Annotated in this window: 18 protein-coding genes; 1 reads left to right on the top strand and 17 read right to left on the bottom strand. The window is 43.5% G+C overall.

The features are described from left to right. Positions 1-33: 33 nt before the first annotated feature. From BLS28_RS05615 to BLS28_RS05580, 8 genes are all read right to left on the bottom strand, one after another. On the bottom strand, positions 34-1,845 hold the full coding sequence (locus tag BLS28_RS05615) for a RagB/SusD family nutrient uptake outer membrane protein (protein ID WP_091163295.1): 1,812 nt from the start codon (positions 1,843-1,845) through the stop codon (positions 34-36). A 25-nt stretch (positions 1,846-1,870) separates the two neighbouring features. Next, positions 1,871-5,164, bottom strand: a complete 3,294-nt coding sequence (locus BLS28_RS05610) for a SusC/RagA family TonB-linked outer membrane protein (protein WP_256337349.1) — start codon at positions 5,162-5,164, stop codon at positions 1,871-1,873. 241 nt (positions 5,165-5,405) lie between these two features. Then, positions 5,406-6,374 carry a FecR family protein gene (locus tag BLS28_RS05605; RefSeq protein WP_091163293.1) on the bottom strand — a complete coding sequence of 323 codons (969 nt, stop codon included), beginning with the start codon at positions 6,372-6,374 and terminating at the stop codon, positions 5,406-5,408. A 141-nt stretch (positions 6,375-6,515) separates the two neighbouring features. Beyond that, positions 6,516-7,082 carry an RNA polymerase sigma-70 factor gene (locus BLS28_RS05600; protein WP_223266138.1) on the bottom strand — a complete coding sequence of 189 codons (567 nt, stop codon included), beginning with the start codon at positions 7,080-7,082 and terminating at the stop codon, positions 6,516-6,518. A gap of 292 nt (positions 7,083-7,374) precedes the next feature. Beyond that, positions 7,375-7,707 carry a Cif family virulence factor gene (locus tag BLS28_RS05595; protein WP_091163291.1) on the bottom strand — a complete coding sequence of 111 codons (333 nt, stop codon included), beginning with the start codon at positions 7,705-7,707 and terminating at the stop codon, positions 7,375-7,377. A gap of 11 nt (positions 7,708-7,718) precedes the next feature. Continuing rightward, positions 7,719-8,636, bottom strand: coding sequence for a helix-turn-helix domain-containing protein (locus BLS28_RS05590; protein WP_091163290.1), 918 nt, complete (start codon positions 8,634-8,636; stop codon positions 7,719-7,721). A gap of 4 nt (positions 8,637-8,640) precedes the next feature. Next, entirely contained in the window at positions 8,641-9,450 is an 810-nt protein-coding gene (locus BLS28_RS05585; RefSeq protein WP_091163289.1) for an SDR family oxidoreductase, read from the bottom strand. A gap of 351 nt (positions 9,451-9,801) precedes the next feature. After that, positions 9,802-10,254 (bottom strand): winged helix-turn-helix transcriptional regulator, encoded by a 453-nt coding sequence (locus BLS28_RS05580; protein ID WP_091163288.1) that lies wholly within the window; start codon positions 10,252-10,254, stop codon positions 9,802-9,804. A gap of 202 nt (positions 10,255-10,456) precedes the next feature. On the opposite strand from BLS28_RS05580, the gene BLS28_RS05575 reads away from it, so the two are divergent. Beyond that, on the top strand, positions 10,457-11,179 hold the full coding sequence (locus BLS28_RS05575) for a hypothetical protein (protein ID WP_091163287.1): 723 nt from the start codon (positions 10,457-10,459) through the stop codon (positions 11,177-11,179). A gap of 687 nt (positions 11,180-11,866) precedes the next feature. Here BLS28_RS05575 and BLS28_RS05570 read toward each other — a convergent pair. The 9 genes from BLS28_RS05570 to BLS28_RS05530 all read right to left on the bottom strand — a co-directional run bounded on the left by BLS28_RS05570 (position 11,867) and on the right by BLS28_RS05530 (position 21,586). Further along, a complete protein-coding gene (locus BLS28_RS05570; RefSeq protein WP_256337348.1) occupies positions 11,867-12,778 on the bottom strand; it encodes an SDR family oxidoreductase in 912 nt (303 codons plus the stop codon). A gap of 6 nt (positions 12,779-12,784) precedes the next feature. Continuing rightward, complete coding sequence (locus tag BLS28_RS05565; RefSeq protein WP_091163286.1) at positions 12,785-13,561, bottom strand: enoyl-CoA hydratase/isomerase family protein; 777 nt, start codon at positions 13,559-13,561, stop codon at positions 12,785-12,787. Between the two features lie 3 nt (positions 13,562-13,564). Next, the gene (locus BLS28_RS05560) at positions 13,565-15,379 is read right to left on the bottom strand and encodes an AMP-dependent synthetase/ligase (RefSeq protein ID WP_091163285.1); all 1,815 of its coding nucleotides are present in this window, start codon (positions 15,377-15,379) and stop codon (positions 13,565-13,567) included. A gap of 30 nt (positions 15,380-15,409) precedes the next feature. Next, entirely contained in the window at positions 15,410-16,585 is a 1,176-nt protein-coding gene (locus BLS28_RS05555; protein WP_091163284.1) for an acetyl-CoA C-acyltransferase, read from the bottom strand. Positions 16,586-16,612: 27 nt separating this feature from the next. Then, positions 16,613-18,991: a 3-hydroxyacyl-CoA dehydrogenase/enoyl-CoA hydratase family protein gene (locus BLS28_RS05550; protein ID WP_091163283.1), complete on the bottom strand. Its 2,379-nt coding sequence runs from the start codon at positions 18,989-18,991 to the stop codon at positions 16,613-16,615. A gap of 39 nt (positions 18,992-19,030) precedes the next feature. Continuing rightward, positions 19,031-19,483, bottom strand: a complete 453-nt coding sequence (locus BLS28_RS05545) for a DUF2147 domain-containing protein (protein ID WP_091163282.1) — start codon at positions 19,481-19,483, stop codon at positions 19,031-19,033. A 320-nt stretch (positions 19,484-19,803) separates the two neighbouring features. After that, entirely contained in the window at positions 19,804-20,073 is a 270-nt protein-coding gene (locus BLS28_RS05540; protein ID WP_090523886.1) for an acyl-CoA-binding protein, read from the bottom strand. Between the two features lie 79 nt (positions 20,074-20,152). After that, positions 20,153-20,596: an acyl-CoA thioesterase gene (locus tag BLS28_RS05535; RefSeq protein WP_208102441.1), complete on the bottom strand. Its 444-nt coding sequence runs from the start codon at positions 20,594-20,596 to the stop codon at positions 20,153-20,155. 12 nt (positions 20,597-20,608) lie between these two features. After that, on the bottom strand, positions 20,609-21,586 hold the full coding sequence (locus BLS28_RS05530) for an electron transfer flavoprotein subunit alpha/FixB family protein (RefSeq protein ID WP_091163281.1): 978 nt from the start codon (positions 21,584-21,586) through the stop codon (positions 20,609-20,611). Positions 21,587-21,675 lie beyond the last annotated feature (89 nt).

Genomic DNA, 21,675 nt, shown 5'->3' with positions numbered 1-21,675 from the left:
ATGGCCTTTACCGGTATGCTTTTTTCAATGAGTTTACCAACCGGTATTTTGCACCAATAGTTTATCACTATTAATATCATTTTGCGGCAATGGATAGAAGTAGTGTTTTTTAGAAAAAACACGATTTTCGAACGACACCACTTTATAAAAATCGGGCAGGTCGGCACTGATATTTAATCCGTAAGTTGGTCCGCTTTCCGTAGTTTCGGCAATTTTCCAGCGCCTTACGTCAAAAAAACGGTTGTTTTCAAATGCCAGTTCTATCTGCCGTTCCTTCCTGATGGCCAGGCGCATGGCTTCCTGCCCTACCGGTGCAGGGACACCTTTGCCATATTCGGGGATGCCGGCGCGGTTACGGATCAGGTTAATATAGGTCAGCACATCGGCGTTGCCCGGATTGCTTTCATTTAACGCTTCTGCATAGTTGAGGTAAATTTCGGCAAGCCTTAACATTACCCATGAGCGGTTGCCTTGTGTCCTATCGCTTGGTGGCATATTTTTTCGCACCACGTATCCGGTGGGGCAATAATCATTACCACCGGTGTTGCGGCCCGAGTTACCGGTATTCCAGAGTTGTGTAATCACATTGCCTGAGTTTTTATTAAGCCACTCGCTGCCGTTATAGGTAATGCCTACATAAAACCGAGGTTCGCGCCCTACCCATTGATTGTAGGTACTTCTTGACTGATCATCATAAGGTGCCTTAAAATCTGAGAAGCCAGTTTTTTGATAGCCAGATGCGGCATCATCAATAGCGCGTCCATTGGCCATAAAATAAGCATCAACCATACCCTGGGTAGCGCCCAGACCTCCGGCCCCCCTGTCTTCGTCAGCTGCACCCTGATGGTATGGGGTTGTTTCGTACTGCCGGTTCGTAACGCCTGCGCCAATATTGGCGTATATAACTTCTTTGTTCCAATCTTTTAACAATACATCACGGCATGATAGATACGGGCTATAATTGCCGCTTGGGTCATTTACACGATAAAGATCATACACCGCCGGAACAAACTGGTCAATAAATTCCTTAGCGGCATCTGCAGCAAGCTTCCATTTATTAGCATCGGGCTGCTGAGTGATCAGTTGTTTGCCATCGGCATTTTTCATAGGGGCATAATCGGTATTGCCATTGTAAAGCGGGCTGGCAGCATACAACAACATTTCAGATTTGATGGCCAATGCAAAACCTTTGGTAAAACGTCCATAATTATTATCATTAGAAGGCAATGCAGGAAGGTCTTTGGCCGCCTGATCAAGCTCGGCAGTAACATAACTTACGCACTCATCATATGAATTTCTGGGTAACTGAACATCGTTAAAAGATGCATCCGGAGCGATGGTTTTATCGCCGATAATAACCACAGGCCCATAAATGCGCAAAAGATAAAAGTAATATAAAGCACGCAATGCCCTCGCTTCGGCCTTGTACTGCGTTTTAAGATCGGGCGTAAGGTCTGGCACCTTATCTATATTATCCATAAATACTCCGGCATTCCTGATCCCCTGGTAAAAATAAGTCCAGAAGCCACTGATCAGGCTGCTTGAAGCATCATAAGTACCATTATTGATGTTATTGCTGGTTACAAAGCCCCATACATATTCGGCCTCATCGCTGCCACCCGTCCACTGGCCTACGGTATTCCCGAAACCGGCAAAACGCTGCGAAGCCTCATCGGGCATATTAGAGTATATATTTGCCAAAAATTTCAATGCCGTATTACGGTTATTGAACGTTTGATCAAGGGTTAACCTATCATCCGGAACCTGGTCCAGATATCCCTTTTTACAGGAAAAGTTCATGCTTACCAAGGATAGTAAGAAAGACATTATTAATATTTTTTTCATACCTGACTTTTAAATACAGTTAGTATTAATTGAACTGCGCGCTAAGGCCTAGCGACAACGTTTTAGTATTAGGATAAGACGTTCCATTGCCTGTGTTAAGCTCTGGATCCCATAATTTAAACTTACTGAAGGTGAACAGGTTATACCCCATTACATATACCCTTGCTCCTTTTAAACCCAGGTTATTAAACAAACCTTTAGGCAGCGTATACCCAACATCCAATGTTTTAAGCCTTACAAACTGAACGTTTTTGATCCAGAATGAACTGGTTTGGGTATTGTTGGTGTTCGCGGCATCGCCAAAGGCCAGGCGTGGATAAAACGCGTTGGGATTGGGGTTTTCGGGTGTCCATCGGTCGGTAATATTGGCATAGGCATTGCTTACACCGCCATTGGTTGAAAACGGCTGGATAGCATTACCTGAAATATACCTGTCAGCCCGGCCTGTACCCTGAAAAAAAGCGCCCACGCTGAAATTCAGGTACGATACCGTAAAGCCGGCTCCGTAAATTAACGAAGGCACATCGCCGCGGCCAATTTTAGTAACATCATAAGCGTTAATCACACCGTCGTTATTCAAGTCTTTATACTTGATATCGCCGGGCCTTATGCTGCTTTTATCACCGGGTACCGCGCTTTTGTTAACTTCATCCTGGCTGGTAAAAAAACCCTCGGCTATATAACCGTAATTAGCCAGTACATTGTTACCGCGACGGTTCATCCATGGATACGGCGGTATGGGCTGATCGTTTTCTATCACCTTATCCTTGTTATAAGTAACGTTTGCACGGATGCTTAAATTAACCTTGCCAATAGTCATGTTATCCTGTAGGCTGGCATCAATCCCCTTATTATCAACAATACCCAGGTTACCGTAAGGCGAGTTTGCAAGCCCTACAAAACTTGGAACGGCCTGCCTTTGCAATAAAATACCCGTGCGGTGTTCTTTAAACAAATCAACAGTAAGTGAGAGCTTATCATTCAGCGTTCGTATATCAAAGCCGAGATCCTGTTTGTGTGATTTTGCCCAGGTCACGTTTACACCATAATTGGTAATATTGATTCCGCTTACACCCTGTCGGTTAAGACCGAATGTATAACCATCGGCACCATCTGTTAAAAAAGTAAGGTAGTCAAAACGCGGACCGCCGTCATCAGCACCCGCAAAACCATTACTGTAACGGATCTTAAACATGGAGAACGCTGTTTTCAGCGGCTCAAAGAATTTCTCTTCGGACAGAAGCCAGCCCACGCCGAAGGCCGGGAAAAAGCCGTAGCGTTTTTGGGGCGAGAAGTTTTCAGATCCGTTGTAGCCTACGTTAAACTCGGCAAAATACCTGTCTTTATAGGAGTAGGTAACCCTGCCGGCCAGGCCCCTGTAACGGTAAGGAATTGAGTTTGCAAAGGAGCCCCCCGGATAATTGGTTTGATCCTGCTGGTTAAATAATAGCAGGCCGCCGACATGGTGATCGCCAAAAGTGCAGTCATAATTCAGCGACGATTCGGTATAGGTTTTATAGTAACCGCCGCTTGCTTCCGAAAAGTTAAGATATGTACTTGTGCCCGAATATGTTTTGATCAGGTTAAGCGATCCGTCGGCGTTATAGGGTGTTGTTGCATCAGGAAAATAGGTATCCAAACGCTTGCTGCGGTTAACGCTGTGTGATGTGTTGATATCATAAGCAAACATGGTCGTAAAACTCAGGCCCGGTGTAATAAATTTCAGGTCCTGCGTAAGCCTGGCATTTGAATATAACTGGCTCGAATACGTGGTGCTGTAACCCCGTGTAGTTAAATCAGCATATGGATTTCGCTGATCGCCGTTGGGGTTTACACCCGGAACAAAACCGCCAGGATACATAATGGGGAAAGCCGTAGGCTGTACGATCATGGCCTGCACAAAAATATCGCTGGCCGAAACTGAAGGATAGTTCCCTTTGCCCACAAAACCCTGTACACCTAAATCAAGTTTGGTGGTTTTTGTAAGCTCAAGGTTTAGATTACTGGTAAAATTGTATCTGTTATAATCAATAGTTGAATTGTATTTGGCCAGCTCATCTGTTTTAAGCAAGCCGGTTTCATCATAATAACTTGCCGAAACGTAGTAACGGGCACTTGGTACCCCGCCGCTGGCATTGATATTAGCGCGCCTGTTGTGGCTGTATTTATTAAAAACGGCATCTATCCAGTTAATATCCGGATACAACAGCGGATCAACCTGGTTTTTGGTGTTTTGGATATAGGTTTGCGTGTATTTGGCAGGCTGATCCCGGGTGGTTAATGACTCATTAACCATATTCATGTAGGTTACGCCATCGGCCATTTTAGGGATACGGGTAAATGAGTTTATACCCTCATAAAAATCGACGTTTATTTTGGGCTTACCGGCTACCCCACGCCTGGTTTGTACAATGATAACACCGTTTGCACCACGAACACCGTAAACCGCAGTGGCCGACGCGTCTTTTAAAATCGTGAAAGATTGAATATCCTCAGGCTCGATATTATTGATAGAGCGCTCAATACCATCAACCAATACCAATGGATAGCTGCTCGTAAAGGTTGATATACCACGAATCCAGATATCGGCACTGCTACGGCCCGGTTCGCCGGAACGTTGTACGCCGATAACGCCGGCAACCTGCCCGGCCAGCAGGGTGGTAACATCCGAAACAGGCTGTTTCAGGTTTTCAATATCAATAGTTGACTGTGCGCCTACAAGGCTTACCTTTTTCTGCGTGCCATAAGCTACTACCGCTACTTCTTTTAGTTCATTATCAGCCGCGGGCTGCATTTGTATATCAATAACCTTTTTGTTCGTAACGGCTACTTCCTGGTTCTTATAGCCAATGAAACTGTAAACCAAAATTTCGCTATCTGCATTAACCTGGATCTGGTAATTTCCCTTAGCATCGGCTATACCACCCCTGTCTGTTCCTTTAACTTTAACGGAAACGCCGGGCAGCGCAATGCCTTTTTCATCGGTGACCCTGCCTGTAACAATTCGCTGAAAAAACGTTTTACCAGAATTGGTATTTTTTTTAGCATCATCATAGCGAACAAGAATTTCGCCATCGTCGAGTACGATAAAAGTAAAATCGGTTTTAGCCAGCACCCGTTTAAGTACAACGCCAAGTTCAATATTCACCGCTTTTTCCGATACTTTTTCGGTACTGTTACTTACCGCTCCATTATAAGTAAACTTAACCCCCGATGAGGCGGAGATCTTCTCGAGCGCATCAGAAACCGGACTATTTTTAACGTTTACAGTGATCTTTTTTTTCAGGACCTCCTGCCCGTTTGCATCAACGCGAGTCATAGAAAACGCAGTGCTGCATAATAAAAGCATTAATGTGCTCAATTTCATAAAAAGCGTACACTTGCGGCCCCATTGGCAGGGCACATTATTTTTCATATATTCACTAAATAAAATGTTTAAAAAAATTGCAGATACTTTTGGCTCCAACCTTTCAAGTACTGCTTTAACGAATGACATTTTTTGATCTTCAGGCAGGCCTTGCCGGGCCTGCTGAAGATTGTTTTAAAGTAGATGACTTAGCTCAACGGCAACCTCCTCCCTTTCCTTTGATAACATAACCGCCATTTTTACCGGTTACTGTAGCATCCATAATTATTCCTAACTTGTTAAGAAACTGCTCCGGACTTTCGCCCTCTTTAATACGGCCAAAAAAGGTGCAGTTTTTAACAGCGCCTATTACAACGGCGTGAGTATTAAAGTTTCGGTTCAGATCTTCAATTACCTGTTCAAGCGGGGTGTTCTTGTATTCAAATGAGCCTTTATGGCGGCCAATAAGCGCTGCCGAATCCGGAATTGTTTCAATCCGTGGCAGTTTTTTTGATTTATTGTATACTACCTGGAAGTTGGGCTTAAGTACAGCTTGCGCATTTCCGTCAGAAAACATTACCCTACCGCTTATAAGTGCCACGGTAACATCAGGGTGTGACAGGATAGCATCCACATTAAATGATGTACCCAACACCTTTGTAGTTAACTTACCGGTATGCAAAATGAAGGGTTTTGATTTGTCTTTAGCTACCTCAAAAAAAGCTTCTCCTTCTAAAATCACCTCGCGGGTATTTCCTTTAAAGGCAACGGGATATGAAAGCTTTGATTCCGAACTTAAGTAAATTAAAGTACCATCGGTAAGTTCAATTTTTTTATGCTCGCCGCTTTTGGTTGTTACAAGCCGTAGTTGCCCGCCAGAGTGGTATATGTTAAGGTAATAAAACGACATGGCAATACCCAGCAACACGATAGCCGCAGCAGCCAGCCTGAATTTAAGTGTTTTAGGTCGGTGCTGTTCACCATCGGCATCATCCATTTTTTGCTTCAGGTTTTTATACATCCTCTCTCTTGCTTCCGCTTCTTCACGCTGATCAAGATAAGGCAATATCAGATCTTCCCCTTCCTTAAGTCTATACCAGGTATGCAACTCGGCCTTTTCGGCTTCGGTAGCCGTGCCGGAAAGATATTTTTTGGCAAGCGACTGCAGGTGTTCGTCTTCCATCTTTGTTTTTTATAACAGGATGTACAACAACTATGAAGTTACCCTTAGTCAAAAAACAAAAACTTTAATATTTATTTAAAATAACTTAATGAACAAACCTTTGGTAAGACGCGGATAAACAACAAAATTAACTGGGCGATGTTAAATTTTGTGAAGAAATATGGCCAATACCATAAATTCTTTCAAATTGAGGCGGAGCACTTTAAGCGCTTTAGACAGATGTGCTTCAACCGTTTTTTCGGCAATGTTCATTTTTTGCGAGATCTCGCCAACGTTTAACCCTTCTTCGCGACTTAGTTTATAAACCAGGCGGCATTTTTCGGGCATCTCCTCTACCACGCCGCTTATATATTCCTTCAAAAAGCGGGCATGCACAAGCTCATCCGTCATTTCCACTAAGCTTGCGTTCGGCATGGCCGATAAAATTCTCTGACGGCGGTTATTGGTTGCAATATGTTTAAATATTGAAAATTTTATGGCTGTTGCCAGGTAACTACTTACCGTATCTATTTTTAGTTCATTCCGTCTGTTCCAGATACTCAGAAAAACCTCCTGTACAATTTCTTCGGCTAAAAACCTGTCTTTAGTATGACTATAACCTATCGCAACAAGTTTTCGCCAATACCTGTTGTAGATAGCTGCAAATGCGTCTTCACTACCATTAATCAATAATCGCAACAGTTGTTGATCATCAAGTTTAAGATACATTGACATAGATTCCAGCTAGTTCCCGAATCTATCAATAAAAAAGCACAAGTAGTAACAACACAATTTTTTTTATTACGTTTCATGCGTTACTGCCGGCTTCCTTAGCGTGTTTTATACAACCATTAAATTAACCTTACCGGTGTTAATTAAACTACACACCAGTAAACCTCGATCCTCAAAACATACCAGTTCAATCAGGAAATATTAAAAATATCGCCCGGGTTGGTAAATGACGCTTAAATCAGCCTGATCACAGGTTTGCAGCCGAAATCGCAACTTATTGTTTTACTGCTTAAATAAGCGCTGCTTTTACTGCTGCGATTTTTTCATCTTTGAGTATAATATCAAAAGTACCGCCGATTTTCCCCTCGGGAAATTCCCCGGTAAATTCCACTTCCAGATGCGCTTCGTTACCGTGGATGTCCAACTTCATTAACCGGGTCTGAGTTTTATATCCTATAAAATAAGTGGTAAAATAATCCCGGATGCCTTTGTGACCGATAAATTTCCTCCCAACAGAAGGGTCGTCCAGAATTGCATCGGCCCGGTACTTTTCCAGGTATGCATCCGTATCGAAAGCATTGCCCAGTTTAATCCACTCTTCTATAAATAATCTGATATCCATTTACTGGCTGTTTAATTGAACGAGGCCCTGAATTCCAGGGGCGTTACATTGGTTTTTCTTTTAAATATTTTATTGAACGATTGCGGATGCTCAAAACCCAGCTGGTAGGCTATTTCTGCAACTGTTAAATGGGAAACCGAAAGATATTCCTTTGCTTTTTCTATCAGTTTTTCGTGTATATGCTGCTGTGCATTTTGGCCGGTAAGGGAACGCAGCATATCACTTAAATACCGTGGGGAGACATGTAAATGCTGCGCCAGGTATTCTACCGTCAGTAGTCCCTTATCCAATCCCTGTTCTTTTTCAAAGTAGTCATTTAATACATCTTCCATCTGCATAAGCATATCATTACTTACCGCCTTGCGGGTAATAAATTGCCTTTTGTAAAAACGGTTGCTGTAATTGAGCAGCACCTCGATGTAAGAAATTAGCAAGTCCTGGCTGAGATCGTCAATAGCTCCGTTTAATTCCTGCTGTATGTTGTCCAGAACGCCTAAAATAATCGTCTTTTCTTTATCAGAAAGGTGCAGGGCCTCATTCGTTTCGTAAGAGAAGAATCCATACGACCTGATTTTTTTATCCAGCGGGTAGTTCCTGATAAAGTCCGGGTGGATAAGCAATGAGAAGCCTTCATACTCTTCGTCGTTACTAATAATTGAGAGCAATTGATTGAGGGCGGTAAATACCATACCGCCCTCATCAAAATCGTAATGGCCCTGTCCATAGCCGATGAGCCCTTTCAGCGTTTTCTTAAAAGAAATTTTATAAAAGTTGAAGAGAAAAGAACTGTTCAGCTGCGCTTTATTTACCACCATTTTTGTATTATCCACCAGACTTATTAACGGATGTAATGGCTTGGGTAAGCCCAGCATCCTGTGCAGTGCTGAAATAGAATCTATCCGCAAAGGGTTGTTGGCTTCTTTCCTCATTTGGCTAATTTACTAATTCTCCGAAGACCATTTTGTTCATCTCCTGTACTGCTACCTCAGAACCGATTTCCAAACGCCTTTCATACAACTGCCTGGCAAATGCCCCTACAACATAGCGCAGCTGCTGCTTACCATCTGTAGCAGCTTCATATACCACATCTGCAATCCATTCCACAGGTTCAAAATTGGCAGGATTCATCAGGTTAAACAGCTTTTCCAATCCTTCTTCATAGGCAGGGTGGCGGGCAACATCTAATGGCTCACCCGCGAAGTTAGTTTTGATACCACCCGGCGCAATGGTTTTGATACCGATGTTGTGAAGCCCCAGTTCATAGGACATACCCTCGCTCCAGCCTTCCAGCGCCCATTTTGTTGCGTGATAGATCGAGTCGAGAGGGAAGGTCACCAGGCCGCCGATAGAAGTTGTGGTAATAAACAACCCGCTTTTCTTTTTTCGGAAATAGGGTACAAAAGCCTGCGTAACGCGGATGACACCGAGCAAATTTGTGTTTATCTGCCTTACCACCTGTTCATCTGAAAAAGCTTCCAGCGCGCCAACGAGGCCATAACCGGCGTTATTAAATACCACATCGATATCATGTTGGCCGGTTGCTTCTTTTACGGTACTTTGAATTTGCTCCAAATTGGTAACGTCTAATGGCAGCAGGGTTACATTTTGTAATGCAGTAAGTTCTGTTTCAAGGGCGGGATTGCGCATTGTCGCGATAACGTTCCAGCCTTTACTTTGAAATAATTTGGCAGTGGCTTTACCCAGCCCTGAAGATGCCCCGGTAATAAAAATTGTCTTTCCCATTTTTTGCTTAAATATTACCGTACAAAAATCGGCAGGAGTTATTTGCGATGTGTGGCCGTATTGCAGTTTATAGTAGCCAAAATGACGCGATGCCGCTGTTCCTTGTGGATTTTCTCTTTAAAGGCATACTGTTTACACTTATCCCGGCACAGGAAATGGATTTTATTTCCTGATTTTATATAAAAAGCACTGCGGAAGATACATTATCGAGTAAGTGTTCAGGGAAGGCAGGGGTCTGAATAACAAAACTGATAAAAAGCAAAATGATCACGGCCGGTTATCCAACTAATGAAAACGTACTGCCAATGGCGGAGGAGTGAAAATGACTGCACTGCCCAGGATGCTTGATCGTTAAACGTTTACCTGATCGGGTTCAATCCTTGATTCTTTCCTTTGTTCGTATATCGCCAGGTGTTTCTTTGCTAATCCTGATAAGACGGCCTCCTTATCGTTCTTAAGGGCTGCCGTTAACTCTTTTTTTATTTCCGTGTTATTCTCTGACACTCCCCATATTGCCATTTCCATAATAATCGGGATAAGGGCAATGCCTCTTTCTGCAAGGCAATAGGCCACCCTGGCCTTGCCAGGAACGGGGTATTTCATGATGAAACCTTCGGTTTCCAGCATTTTTAAGCGATCTGTTAATACGTTGGTTGCGATACCTTCAGCCGACTGGAAAAACTCGCCAAAAGTATTTTTATTATTAAGCAGTATGTCCCTGACGATCAGTAATGTCCATTTATCTCCGAGAAAGTCCAGGCTAAAACTTATCGGGCAGGCAGAACGTTTCTTTATCTTTTTCATGATATCGTCATAAACTTCACAAGCATTTCACTTGCTGATTACAAGTGCAAATTTAAGCATAAAAACCCATTAGTAAGAGAAAACCCACCACCATAAATCTTTCTACTTGCAAATAACAAGTAGAAAGATTTATATTTGCACTTGCAAAAAGCAACAACGAAAAAATAGCTTATTCAGATTGCAAATTAAATTAACTCACGATATGAATGATCTCTTAAAATTTACGATTGATGCCCATGGCGGCTTGGATAACTGGAAAAAGTTTGAATATATTTCTGCACATCTTAAAATTGGGGGCGTTACCTGGGCATTTAAGCAGGTCCCAGGTATTATGGATGACATTAATGTCTTGTTGAGCACTACAAAACAGCATGTGTCGTTCTCTCCTTTTATAAAAGAAGGTTGGCATAATACCTTTGAAACTAACAAAGTCGCCATCATAGATGAGAAGGACGCACTGGTCGATCAATTGTATTTTCCACGACACAGCTTTAAAGACTATGTAACAGAAACACCCTGGTCAAAACTTCAGGTAACCTATTTCACAGGCTACGCCATGTGGACTTATTTGAACACACCGTTTTGTTTAGCGGAACCCGGATATAAAGTGAAAGAACTGGAGCCGTGGACTGAAAATGGTGAGGTATTAAGACGGCTGCATGTCACTTTCCCGGAAAACATTGCAACACACTGCAGGGAACAGGTATTTTATATCGATCAGTCAGGCCTGTTCAAGAGGCATGACTATAATGTTGAGATTCTCAACAATGCGGCATCTGTTCATTATTTGGCAAATTATGCCGAAGTTCAGGGCATCAAATTCCCAACAAGCAGGCATGTTTACAAAAGGAATGAAGATAATACCGCCCTTGTTCCTGCCCCGCTGTTTATCTCTATCGAATTAAGTAATATAAAATTGTTTTAAGCATCAATATATGCTGCATTATTGGAAAGTCTTCGATGGCTTTATTGTTTCATACTGATTTTAACCGATCTCAATGTATGTTTTCGACACCATACGAAGTAGTACTGCTGCCTCTTCGCTTTTTTTCGATCTATATCTTCCAAGCGCGCCGTAGAAAAAACAAAAGGAACATCCATCGCAAGACAGCTTAAGTGGACGAAAAAACCACCTCATAATATCCGCATGAGGTGGTTTACTACAGTTTGATGACCAGGCAGCGAAGGCTTTAAAAAAGAAGTCGCTTGTCGTTGACGCCGGAAAAGACTGCTATGATGATCCGATAGTGAATGTTAATGATGTTGTTTTAAATGGTAGATTGAAAGTAAATATTAAAGGTATTGCTCCATATACCTTTACAGATACCGCTTCGTTTAGAAAAGGGATGCAAATCAACAAGGCCAGCTTGGAGAGGTTAGTAATGGATATTCCCGATACTAAAAGTATTTTGGTTACAAATACTTAGGGGCTTGGTGTTACTATACAACAACAAATTAAACCACAGCCCTCGGCATACAGGAAGAAAATATCTTAAGTTTCAACCTGGACAGAGGAAGACCTAAAAGCTTTTGAAGAGGGCAAAAATGCATTTGAAAACTTCACTTCTTCAGATCGGTAATTAACACACTCAATTACTAATCGATTACCACCCTACGCCGACCTTGTAGCTTTCTCAATATCATCCCACATTTCATCCGGTATCATTTCGAGCCCGCTGAACTGACCGGCACCCTGCAGCCATTCTCCCCCATCGATGGTAATCACCTCGCCATTAATGTATCCTGAATAATCAGACACCAAAAAAGCGGCCAGGTTAGCCAGCTCCTGGTGTTCGCCTACCCTTTTAAGCGGCACCCTGTTTTTAAAATCAAACTTTTGGGCCATGTCTCCGGGCAATAATCTTTCCCATGCGCCTTTGGTGGGAAATGGGCCCGGCGCAATTGCATTGGCGCGGATGCCATGCCTGCCCCACTCAACGGCTAAGGACCTGGTCATGGCCAGCACACCGCCTTTTGCACAGGCCGAGGGCACAACATAAGCCGAACCTGTAAAAGCATAAGTGGTTATGATATTCAGGATATTTCCGGGCATTTTCTCCCTGATCCAATATTTGCCCAAAGCCAGCGAACAATTGGCCGAACCTTTTAAAACAATATCAATGATAGCCGAAAACGCGTTTGCCGATAAACGCTCCGTAGGCGAAATAAAATTACCCGCCGCGTTATTCAATAGTGCATCAACCTGCCCAAATCTTTCGATAGCTTTCAGCAACATTGCTTCAACCTGGTCATACTTCCGCACGTCGCAGGCTATTGGCAATACTTTACGCCCGGTTTCGGCTTCCATTTCGGCAGCGGTTTGTTGCAGTACGTCCAATTTGCGACTGGTAATTACCAGGTTAGCGCCCAAATGCAAAAAGTAAGTCCCCATTGCTTTACCTAAACCTGTTCCGCCGCCGGTTACAATGATGGTTTTTCCTTTTAAAGCGTCATCTCTTAACATTCCACCGACAGTTGCGGCGTTTGGATTTGCAGCATCATTTGAAGTTTTAGGATCTGTCATTGTCAATTATTTAACAGCTGTATTTTTTGATTTTAAATTCTGGATCATCATTTGAAGGCCTTGCCTGGTTTCGGGTGCCCACCATTGTTTTAGCATTTTGTTCAGGGTATCGGTTTGGTCGGCTTTGAGTTTCCCTATCAACTCCTTTCGCAAATTCAATTTACTTTCCGTCCAGGTAACCGGGTTCAGTTTTATATAGGCCATTACCTTTTCTATTGCAGCGCTCATTAACTTATCCGGCGCAGCAGTTTCATCAACGAGCCCGGCTTCCAGTGCTTCGTTTACCTTAAGCAGCTTACCTTCTATTAAATACTGATATGCCTTACGCTGGCCAAGCCAAAAGGCATACAAGCTAAAAACACTGTCAGGTACGATAATACCAACCGGAACTTCATTTAAGCCGATGATAAATGCGCCTTCGACCATCACCCGATAATCGCAGCAAATAGCTAATATACAGCCGCCAGCCGGGCTGTGACCACTAATGGCAGCTACCAAAGGTTTCCTGAAAGCGGCTAAAGTATTTTGCAAGGCTAAAAAATCCACCCAAAATTGGCGGCTTTGCGCTTCATCATAATCATAGGCCTCAATCAGGTCGATACCGGAAGAGAAAAAGCCTTCCTTGCCGGTTAAAATAACCCCGCCCACGTTGTCATCATGCTCCAATGTTTTGATACAGGCCGCCAGTTCTTTAACCATTTCATGATTAATGGCATTTGAGCGGCCCCTATCAAGCGAAATTGTAACCAGCCTGCCCTGTATTGTTGTTTGAAATGTATTCATCAATTAATTTACAAGAGTTGGATCCTCACTTACTTGGCAGAGATACATTTTATCTATCTCGGCTTTGTATTTTTCGGTGATCACTTTCCGTTTCATTTTACCTGTCGGGGTAAGTTCACCGCTATCTATCGACCATTCGTTGGGAAGCAAGGTGATCTTCTTCACCTGTTCAACATGGTTAAATTCGGGATTATAGTTATTAATAATGGATTGATACAATTCAATTACCTTCGCATCTTTAACTAACTCATTGTTAGTTGTAAAAGCAATACCATTTTCCTTGCACCAGGGTTTTAAATGAGTGTAGGATGGTACAATGAGCGCCGCGACAAATTTCTTTTCCGCACCAACAACCATCATCTGCTCAATAAAATAATTTTCCTTCATCTTATTTTCGATGGGTAGCGGGGCCACGTATTTACCGCCCGAGGTTTTAAAGATCTCTTTTTTACGATCTGTTATTTTCAGGAACGAATCGTGGTCCAGTTCGCCTATATCCCCGGTATGGAACCAGCCGTTTTCCAATACCTCTGCCGTAAGCTCAGGATTTTTATAATAGCCCAGCATCACATTAGGGCCTTTGCAGAGGATCTCTCCATCGGCGGCTATCTTCACCTGCACACCGCTCAGCAAACGACCTACGGTGCCAAATTTCCTCCCGCTTTTTTCATAACAGTTAACAGCAATTACAGGCGATGTTTCGGTAAGCCCATAACCTTCCATAATAACAATATTTGCAGCTGTAAAAACTCTTTCCAGCTTAATGGGGCAGGCCGAACTGCCAACTACTATAGCCTTTATATTACCACCTATAGCAGCACGCCATTTGCTGTAAACCAGTTTATCGGCTATGGCCAGTTTAATTTTATACCGAAGGCTGGTATTATTAATTTCATAAGCTTCGGCCAGTTTTACCGACCAGAAAAAGATCTTCCTTTTAATACCGGTTAGTTTCTGCCCCTGCACCATAATTTTCTCAAACACTTTTTCGAGCAAGCGGGGCACAGCGGTAAAAAGTGAAGGCTTTATTTCTTTCATATTCGCGCCTATGGTGTCCATATTTTCGGCGTAATAAATAGAAAAGCCATAATACAGATAAACATAGGTACACATCTTTTCAAAAATGTGGTTCAGAGGCAAAAAGCTCAAAACACGTTTTTCTGTAACCGGAATCCGGCTAAGAATATCGCCGGATGCCGAGGCATTGGTCATAATGTTTTTATGCGTAAGCATTACCCCTTTTGGCCGGCCGGTAGTGCCCGAAGTATAAATGATGGTTGCCACATCGTCTTCGGTAATCTGATCATTTATCTGCTGTATTTTTTTCTGATAACTTTCTTGCAAAGGCTTAAGCAATGTACCCCAGTAATCACAGCCATCGATGTTATCGAAAGTAAATATGCCTTTTAACGAGGAGATATTTAAATGAACTTCCTTAACCTTTTCGCATAAATCTTTGCTGCTTACAAATACATATTTAACTTCTGCCTCGTTCAGGATCTGCTCAATTTCTTTAGTGCCTGTATTAGGGTATAGCGGGACCAGTATGGCTCCCGTTTGCTGTACTGCCAGATCGGTTATAATCCACTCGGGCCTGCCATTGCTTATCAAACCTATTTTATCGCGGCCTTCGGTAGTGCCGTCACCGCCCGAAACGCCCAGGGCCAACAGGGCTGCGGATAGCTGGTTGATCATGGCATGCACTTCTTGGGTGCTGTATGACCGCCAGGAACCATTCTCCTTCGCATTCAAAAGATCCACCTTAGGCTCCTTAGCCTGGGTAATCATGCAATCAAACAATCTTGTCGCCTTTTCCATGCTTGCAATGGTTTAGATAAAGGTAAATTCCTACAACAGTTCAAATACACCCGCCGCGCCCTGCCCCGTGCCTACACACATGGTAACCATACCATACTTTTTCTCCCGCCGTTTTAATTCGTTAAAAAGCTGAACAGAAAGTTTAGCCCCGGTACAGCCAAGCGGATGGCCGAGCGATATAGCCCCTCCGTTTACATTTACAATTTCGGGATTAAGCTCCAGCCCTTTTATTATCGCCAATGATTGCGAAGCAAAGGCTTCATTCAATTCTATCAGGTCAATATCCTGCTGTTTCATCCCGGCCATTTTCAACACTTTTGGGATCGCCACCAGCGGGCCTATCCCCATGATCCGGGGCGGAACACCTGCAACCGCGTAATTAACCAGCCGGGCAATAGGTTTAAGGTTGTTCTGTTTCATAAAACGTTCGCTAACCACCATGACAAAAGCAGCCCCATCGCTGGTTTGCGACGAATTGCCTGCGGTAACCACTCCTTTTGCATCAAATACCGGTTTAAGCTTTGCCAACGCGTCAATTGAGGTATCGCTGCGCGGGCCTTCATCTGTATCTACCTTAAATTCCCTTTTCGCTTTTTTGCCGCTCTCATCTACATAGGTTTCCACAATATTTACCGGCGCTATTTCATCTTTAAACTTACCTTCTTTAATAGCATTGATGGCTTTTTGGTGGGAATTATAAGCAAACTGGTCCTGCTCTTCGCGGCCAATATGATATTCTTTAGCAACAGCTTCGGCAGTAAGGCCCATGCCCCAGTAATAATCGGGATGTGCAAGGGCAATATCGGCGTTAGGAACAATGCGCCAGCCCCCCATCGGGATCAGGCTCATACTTTCTACACCACCCGCGATAATACAATCGGCAATGCCACTGTGTATTTTTGCAGAGGCAATGGCAATTGTTTCCAGCCCCGACGAGCAATAGCGGTTCACCGTCATGCCGGGTACTTTATCGGTATCAAGCGCCATTAATGAAATCAGCCTCGCAACATTCAATCCCTGTTCGGCTTCGGGTGTAGCATTGCCCACAATTACATCATCAATCTGCTCTTTATCAACATTAGGCACTGATGCCAGCAGATGCCTGATCACATCTACCGCGAGCGTATCCGGACGGGTAAACCTAAACCCGCCCCGGGTAGCTTTTCCAACAGCGCTGCGGCTGGCTGCCACTATATATGCGTTCATTTTATTGAGATTTTATATTTAAAAAAATTAGTTCCTTAACACTTTTCCGCCGGTTAAAATGGATTGAATGCGTTCAAGCGTTTTCTTTTCGGTGCAAAGCGAAACAAAGGCTTCACGCTCCAACCCCAGCAAATATTCCTCGCTCACCATTGAAGGCTGGGACAGATCACCGCCCGAAAGCACATAAGCCAGTTTCTGCGAAATTTTCACATCGTGCTCGCTTATGTAATTACCACTGTACATGGTATTGGCCCCTACATAACCCAAACCCAGGGCCTGCTTACCCAGCACCCTGATATCTCCGCGCGGAATAGGCTGTATGTACCCTTCGTTCGCCATCTGCAGGCATTGCTGTTTAGCTTCGGTAAGTAACCCGTCGCGCGATACTACCACTATGTCCCTGCCCTTTTTAAGATAGCCAAATTCAAATGCCTCATAAGCCGAAGTGGATACTTTTGCCTGGCCGATGGTTAAAAAACGATCACGGAAATTATTGAGTTCTACGTCACCTTCCTGTAGTTCGTCTGAAAGGCGCAGGGCAAATTCCTTTGTGCCCCCACCTCCGGGAATCAAGCCAACACCAAACTCAACCAAACCCATGTATAGCTCGGCATGTGCCACTACCTTATCGGCATGCAGGCACATTTCGCAGCCACCACCCAGGGCCATTTGATGAGGCGCTATCACCACCGGGATCGATGAATAACGGATGCGCATCATCGTATTTTGGAAGGCTTTGATCACTATATTGAGCTCATCAAACTCCTGCTCAACGGCCATCATGAATATCATGCCCACATTGGCCCCTGCGCTGAAATTTGCACCCTCGTTTGATATAACCAGGCCTTTGTAACTTGCCTCGGCAAGGGTGATGGCTTTATTGATGCCTTCAATCACCTCGCCGCCTATTGTATTCATTTTGGTATGAAACTCAAGGTTCAGGATACCATCACCAATATCGGTAATGGTAGTACCGCTGTTTTTCCACACCGTATTTGTTTCCCGGATATTACTGAGCAAAATAAGGCCTTCGGTACCGGGAATTACCTTGTGGCTTTTCGACGGAATATCATAATACAGGCGTTTGCCATCTTCTATTTTATAAAAGCTTTTTGCACCCGCCGCAAGCATGTCATATACCCATTGGGCCGGTTTGTTTCCCACGGCTTCCATGGCTTTTACCGTATCCTCAACACCAAGCGCGTCCCATTTTTCAAATGGGCCCAGTTCCCAGCCGAAGCCCGCATTGGTGGCAGCATCTATTTTATAAAGTTCATCGGCTATTTCGGGGATGCGGTTACTGGCATAAGCAAATAACTGATAAAAGGTAGCCCGGTAAAAATCACCTGCCTTGTCTTTTGCTGCAACCAGGATCCTGAGCCTATCTTTTAAGTTATCAATCGCCTTTGTAGTTTCAAGCGAGGCGAATTTTACCTTTTGAGAGGGTTTGTACTCAAGCGTTTTCAGATCGAGCGCATAAAACTGGTTTCCACCTTCACCTTTTTCTTTTTTATAAAAACCCTGGCCGGTTTTACTGCCCAGCCAGTTATTTTTTAGCATTCCCTCAACAAATGAAGGAATTTTAAATAGTTCCCTTGCCTCATCATCGGGTGCGTTTTTGTAAAGACCGTTGGCAACGTGCACCATCGTATCTAAACCCACCACATCATTGGTACGGAACGTAGCCGATTTAGGATGCCCTATTACAGGCCCTGTCAGTTTATCAACCTCTTCAACCGTCATACCGGTTTGCTCCACATAATGCAGCACACTCATGATGCTGAAAACCCCGATGCGGTTACCGATAAATGCCGGCGTATCTTTAGCTAATACTGTAGTTTTCCCCAGGTATTTTGCGCCATAGTCCATCAAAAAATCCACAACGCCCGCTAAGGTGTCTTTTGTGGGAATGATCTCCAGTAATTTTAAATACCGGGGAGGGTTAAAGAAATGGCTTCCACAGAAATATTTTTTAAAGTCATCGCTCCTACCTTCGGCCATTAAATGTATCGGGATACCGGATGTATTGGAAGTGATCAGTGTGCCGGGTTTACGGTACTTTTCTACTGTTTCAAACACATGTTGTTTAATATCCAACCGTTCCACAACTACCTCTATAACCCAGTCGCAATCCGCAATTTTGGGCATATCATCTTCAAAATTGCCGGTTGTAATACGTTTTGCGAAAGATTTGAGATAGATGGGCGAAGGGTTTGACTTTAACGCGAAGTCCAGCGCGTCATTAACAATTTTATTCCGCGCTTTTTTATCTGCCGGAGCATCCTTGGGTACAATATCAAGCAACAGTACCTGTACGCCAATATTTGCAAAGTGACAGGCGATACGACTGCCCATTACTCCCGACCCCAATACTGCAACCTTTTTTATAATTCGTTTAGCATTCATTAGTATCTGCTTGTGTTATTAAAACTCTTTATCTTTATTTTACTCTGCCCGCGACCAGGTTGTTGTCCGCCCGAAAAGCGAAATACCAATGTATCCGCGGATATCCAGGGTTTTACCTTTATAGGTCATTTTACAGGAATACGTTTTGCCGTTATTAGGATCGTAAATTGTTCCGCCCGAGTATTTGTTATCGCCATCTTTCACAAAATCAGCCAATACGGGTAAGCCCAGCCTGGGCCTTGAACGCAATTTTTCGTCACTATTCATTTCGTCAACTTTCGGCTTCCCATCTTTTAATGGTTCCTTAAGCCATACCACCTTACCATAAAACTTACCGTTGCTTTCTTTAGTGATCTGGATTTTGGCGGTTTTTACATCGTTGTACCATAAACCTTCAATTTTATCGGTTTGCGCTTTTGCATTGATGCTTACCGCCACAATGGCTAGCAGGATTAATACAAAACGGGTGAAATGTTTTTTTGATGCTGACATTGACTTAGGTGTTTTTTATAGTTAAAAACAAGTCGGTTTTTAGGGCCTCTGTCGCATTTACCTAATATCAATACGGGTATCAGAAGCCACCTAAAAAGAGACAGAGTAGAATTATAAAATGGTTTATATAAAGCTAAAAGCAGAATGCACAAGGCTTAAAGCTAATAGCCTGGTTATTACTATTTAATTATCTATGTGAACTAATAGATTCTAATCATATCCCCGATACCGGGATGGTTTATAAAAACAAATATCTATTTCTGCGGTGCTTTATAAAGGTCTAAACGGCGGAAACATTTGTCAATATTTCGGAATTAAAGTTAGCTGGTTTTATTTGATAATTGCGTTACAAGCTGAATATATTGCTGCATCGCATTATCAGCGGTAGTGCCCTTCTGTTTTAACCAGGCATCATATTTTGCTTTAGCTACAAAATCAAACATGCCCGGAGGGTTTTCTGTATTTATATCGCCTTCCGTTGCCTGCTTATATAAACTGTACAGGCGTAATAATGTTTCATTATCAGGTTTTGAGGGTAGTTCCTTACTCTCTTTAACGGCCCTTTCAAAAGTGCCTTTCAGATCGGTCATAGATAAATTATTTAAAGCTAAAAGCAGAAGGCATAAAGCCCAAAGCTTATAAACTGATATTCAACACTATTTAATTATTTCAGGCTGGATTGGCCTCTTCCACATAATCGCTGCTGCGGGGCGCCTTCATAAACATCTGGCTTAGCTCTGACGGCAATACGGCCAGCTTACGCTTTTCCATATCTATCCATGAACCTTCGGCATTTATGATTGCAGCTTTGACGTCGTCGCCCCGGTACAGCTCATGCCTGATTGCCCAGCGGGAACCATCAGGCCGGGATTTAGTAAGCTCACAGGTTACCCTGATCTGCTCATTGATCCCGATCTCTCTCAGGTAAATCATTTCTTCCCTGAATAATACAGGCCCTATTTTGTATTCATAAAGTGTAGGCAGTTTTAAACCCAGGCTTTCAAGCATGGTGATGCGTGCCTGTGCTGCAAGATCGGCATATGCAGAATGCCGCATATGTTGGTTCGAGTCTATCTGCGACCACAGCACCTGTCCTTCATAAAAAAACTCCATAGCCCTGATTATTTATTGATGATGTTCTTTAAACTTTTTGACTGCTGCCGTTAGTCGAGGCAAAACCTCCAGCGCGTCACCAACTACCCCATAATTGGCTGCTTTAAAAAACGGAGCTTCGGGATCTTTATTGATCACTACAATAGTTTTTGAACCATTAACCCCGGCCAGGTGTTGGATAGCTCCGGATATTCCTACCGCTATATACAGATTTGGACGAACGGTGCCACCTGTTTGGCCCACATGTTCGTGATGCGGTCGCCAGTGCGAATCGGCTACCGGGCGCGAGCAGGCCGTAGCAGCGCCCAGCTCTTTCGCCAGGTCTTCCAGTATGCCCCAGTTTTCCGGGCCTTTTAAACCTCTGCCACCCGAAACAACCAGCTCGGCATCCGCAAGCGGTACTTCACCTGTCACTTTATTTACCGATTTTACTTTCACACTAAAATCCTTTTCGCTAAAGCTTACATCCAGTTGCTCAACAACTGCTTTACCTTCCTGCTTTTGAGGTGGAAATGTGTTAGGCATCAGCATAATCACCTTTACGTCGCTTAAAATGTTTACATAGGCAAATGCTTTTCCCGAAAACACGGCCTTTTTAATTACAAAGCCTTTTTCCGTATCAGGGTATGAAAGCGCCCCGGCTACCAGGCCTGCTTTTAATTTTACAGCTATCCGCGGCGCTACCGCCCTGCCCCTGATATCATGAAGGGCTACAACTACTTTACTATTCTCCTTTTGTGCTGCGGCTATTAACGCGCTGGCATATGCCCTTGAGTGTAACTCGTCCAACCGGCCATCGGCAACGTGCAGCACTTTTTGAGCACCGTACTGGCCAAGGTTTTCCATTTCAGCTTCGGTAACGCTGCCTAAAGCAACGGCAGTTACCGTAGTGCCCATTTTTGGGGCTATTTGAGCGGCATATTGCACAGCCTCAAAGCTTTGCTTTTTTATAATTCCTCCGGTATGTTCTACCAATACTATTACAGACATTTTTTTGTTTTTTTAGTTAGAAGTTAACTGTTTAAAAACTATTTAAGTTTTTTCGGGTAGAGACGCATAATTGCGTCTCCCGCAGGACA

The sequence above is a fragment of the Mucilaginibacter gossypii genome (genome assembly GCF_900100945.1).
Lineage (GTDB): Bacteria > Bacteroidota > Bacteroidia > Sphingobacteriales > Sphingobacteriaceae > Mucilaginibacter > Mucilaginibacter gossypii.
This window is presented reverse-complemented; position numbering and strand designations above follow the sequence as displayed.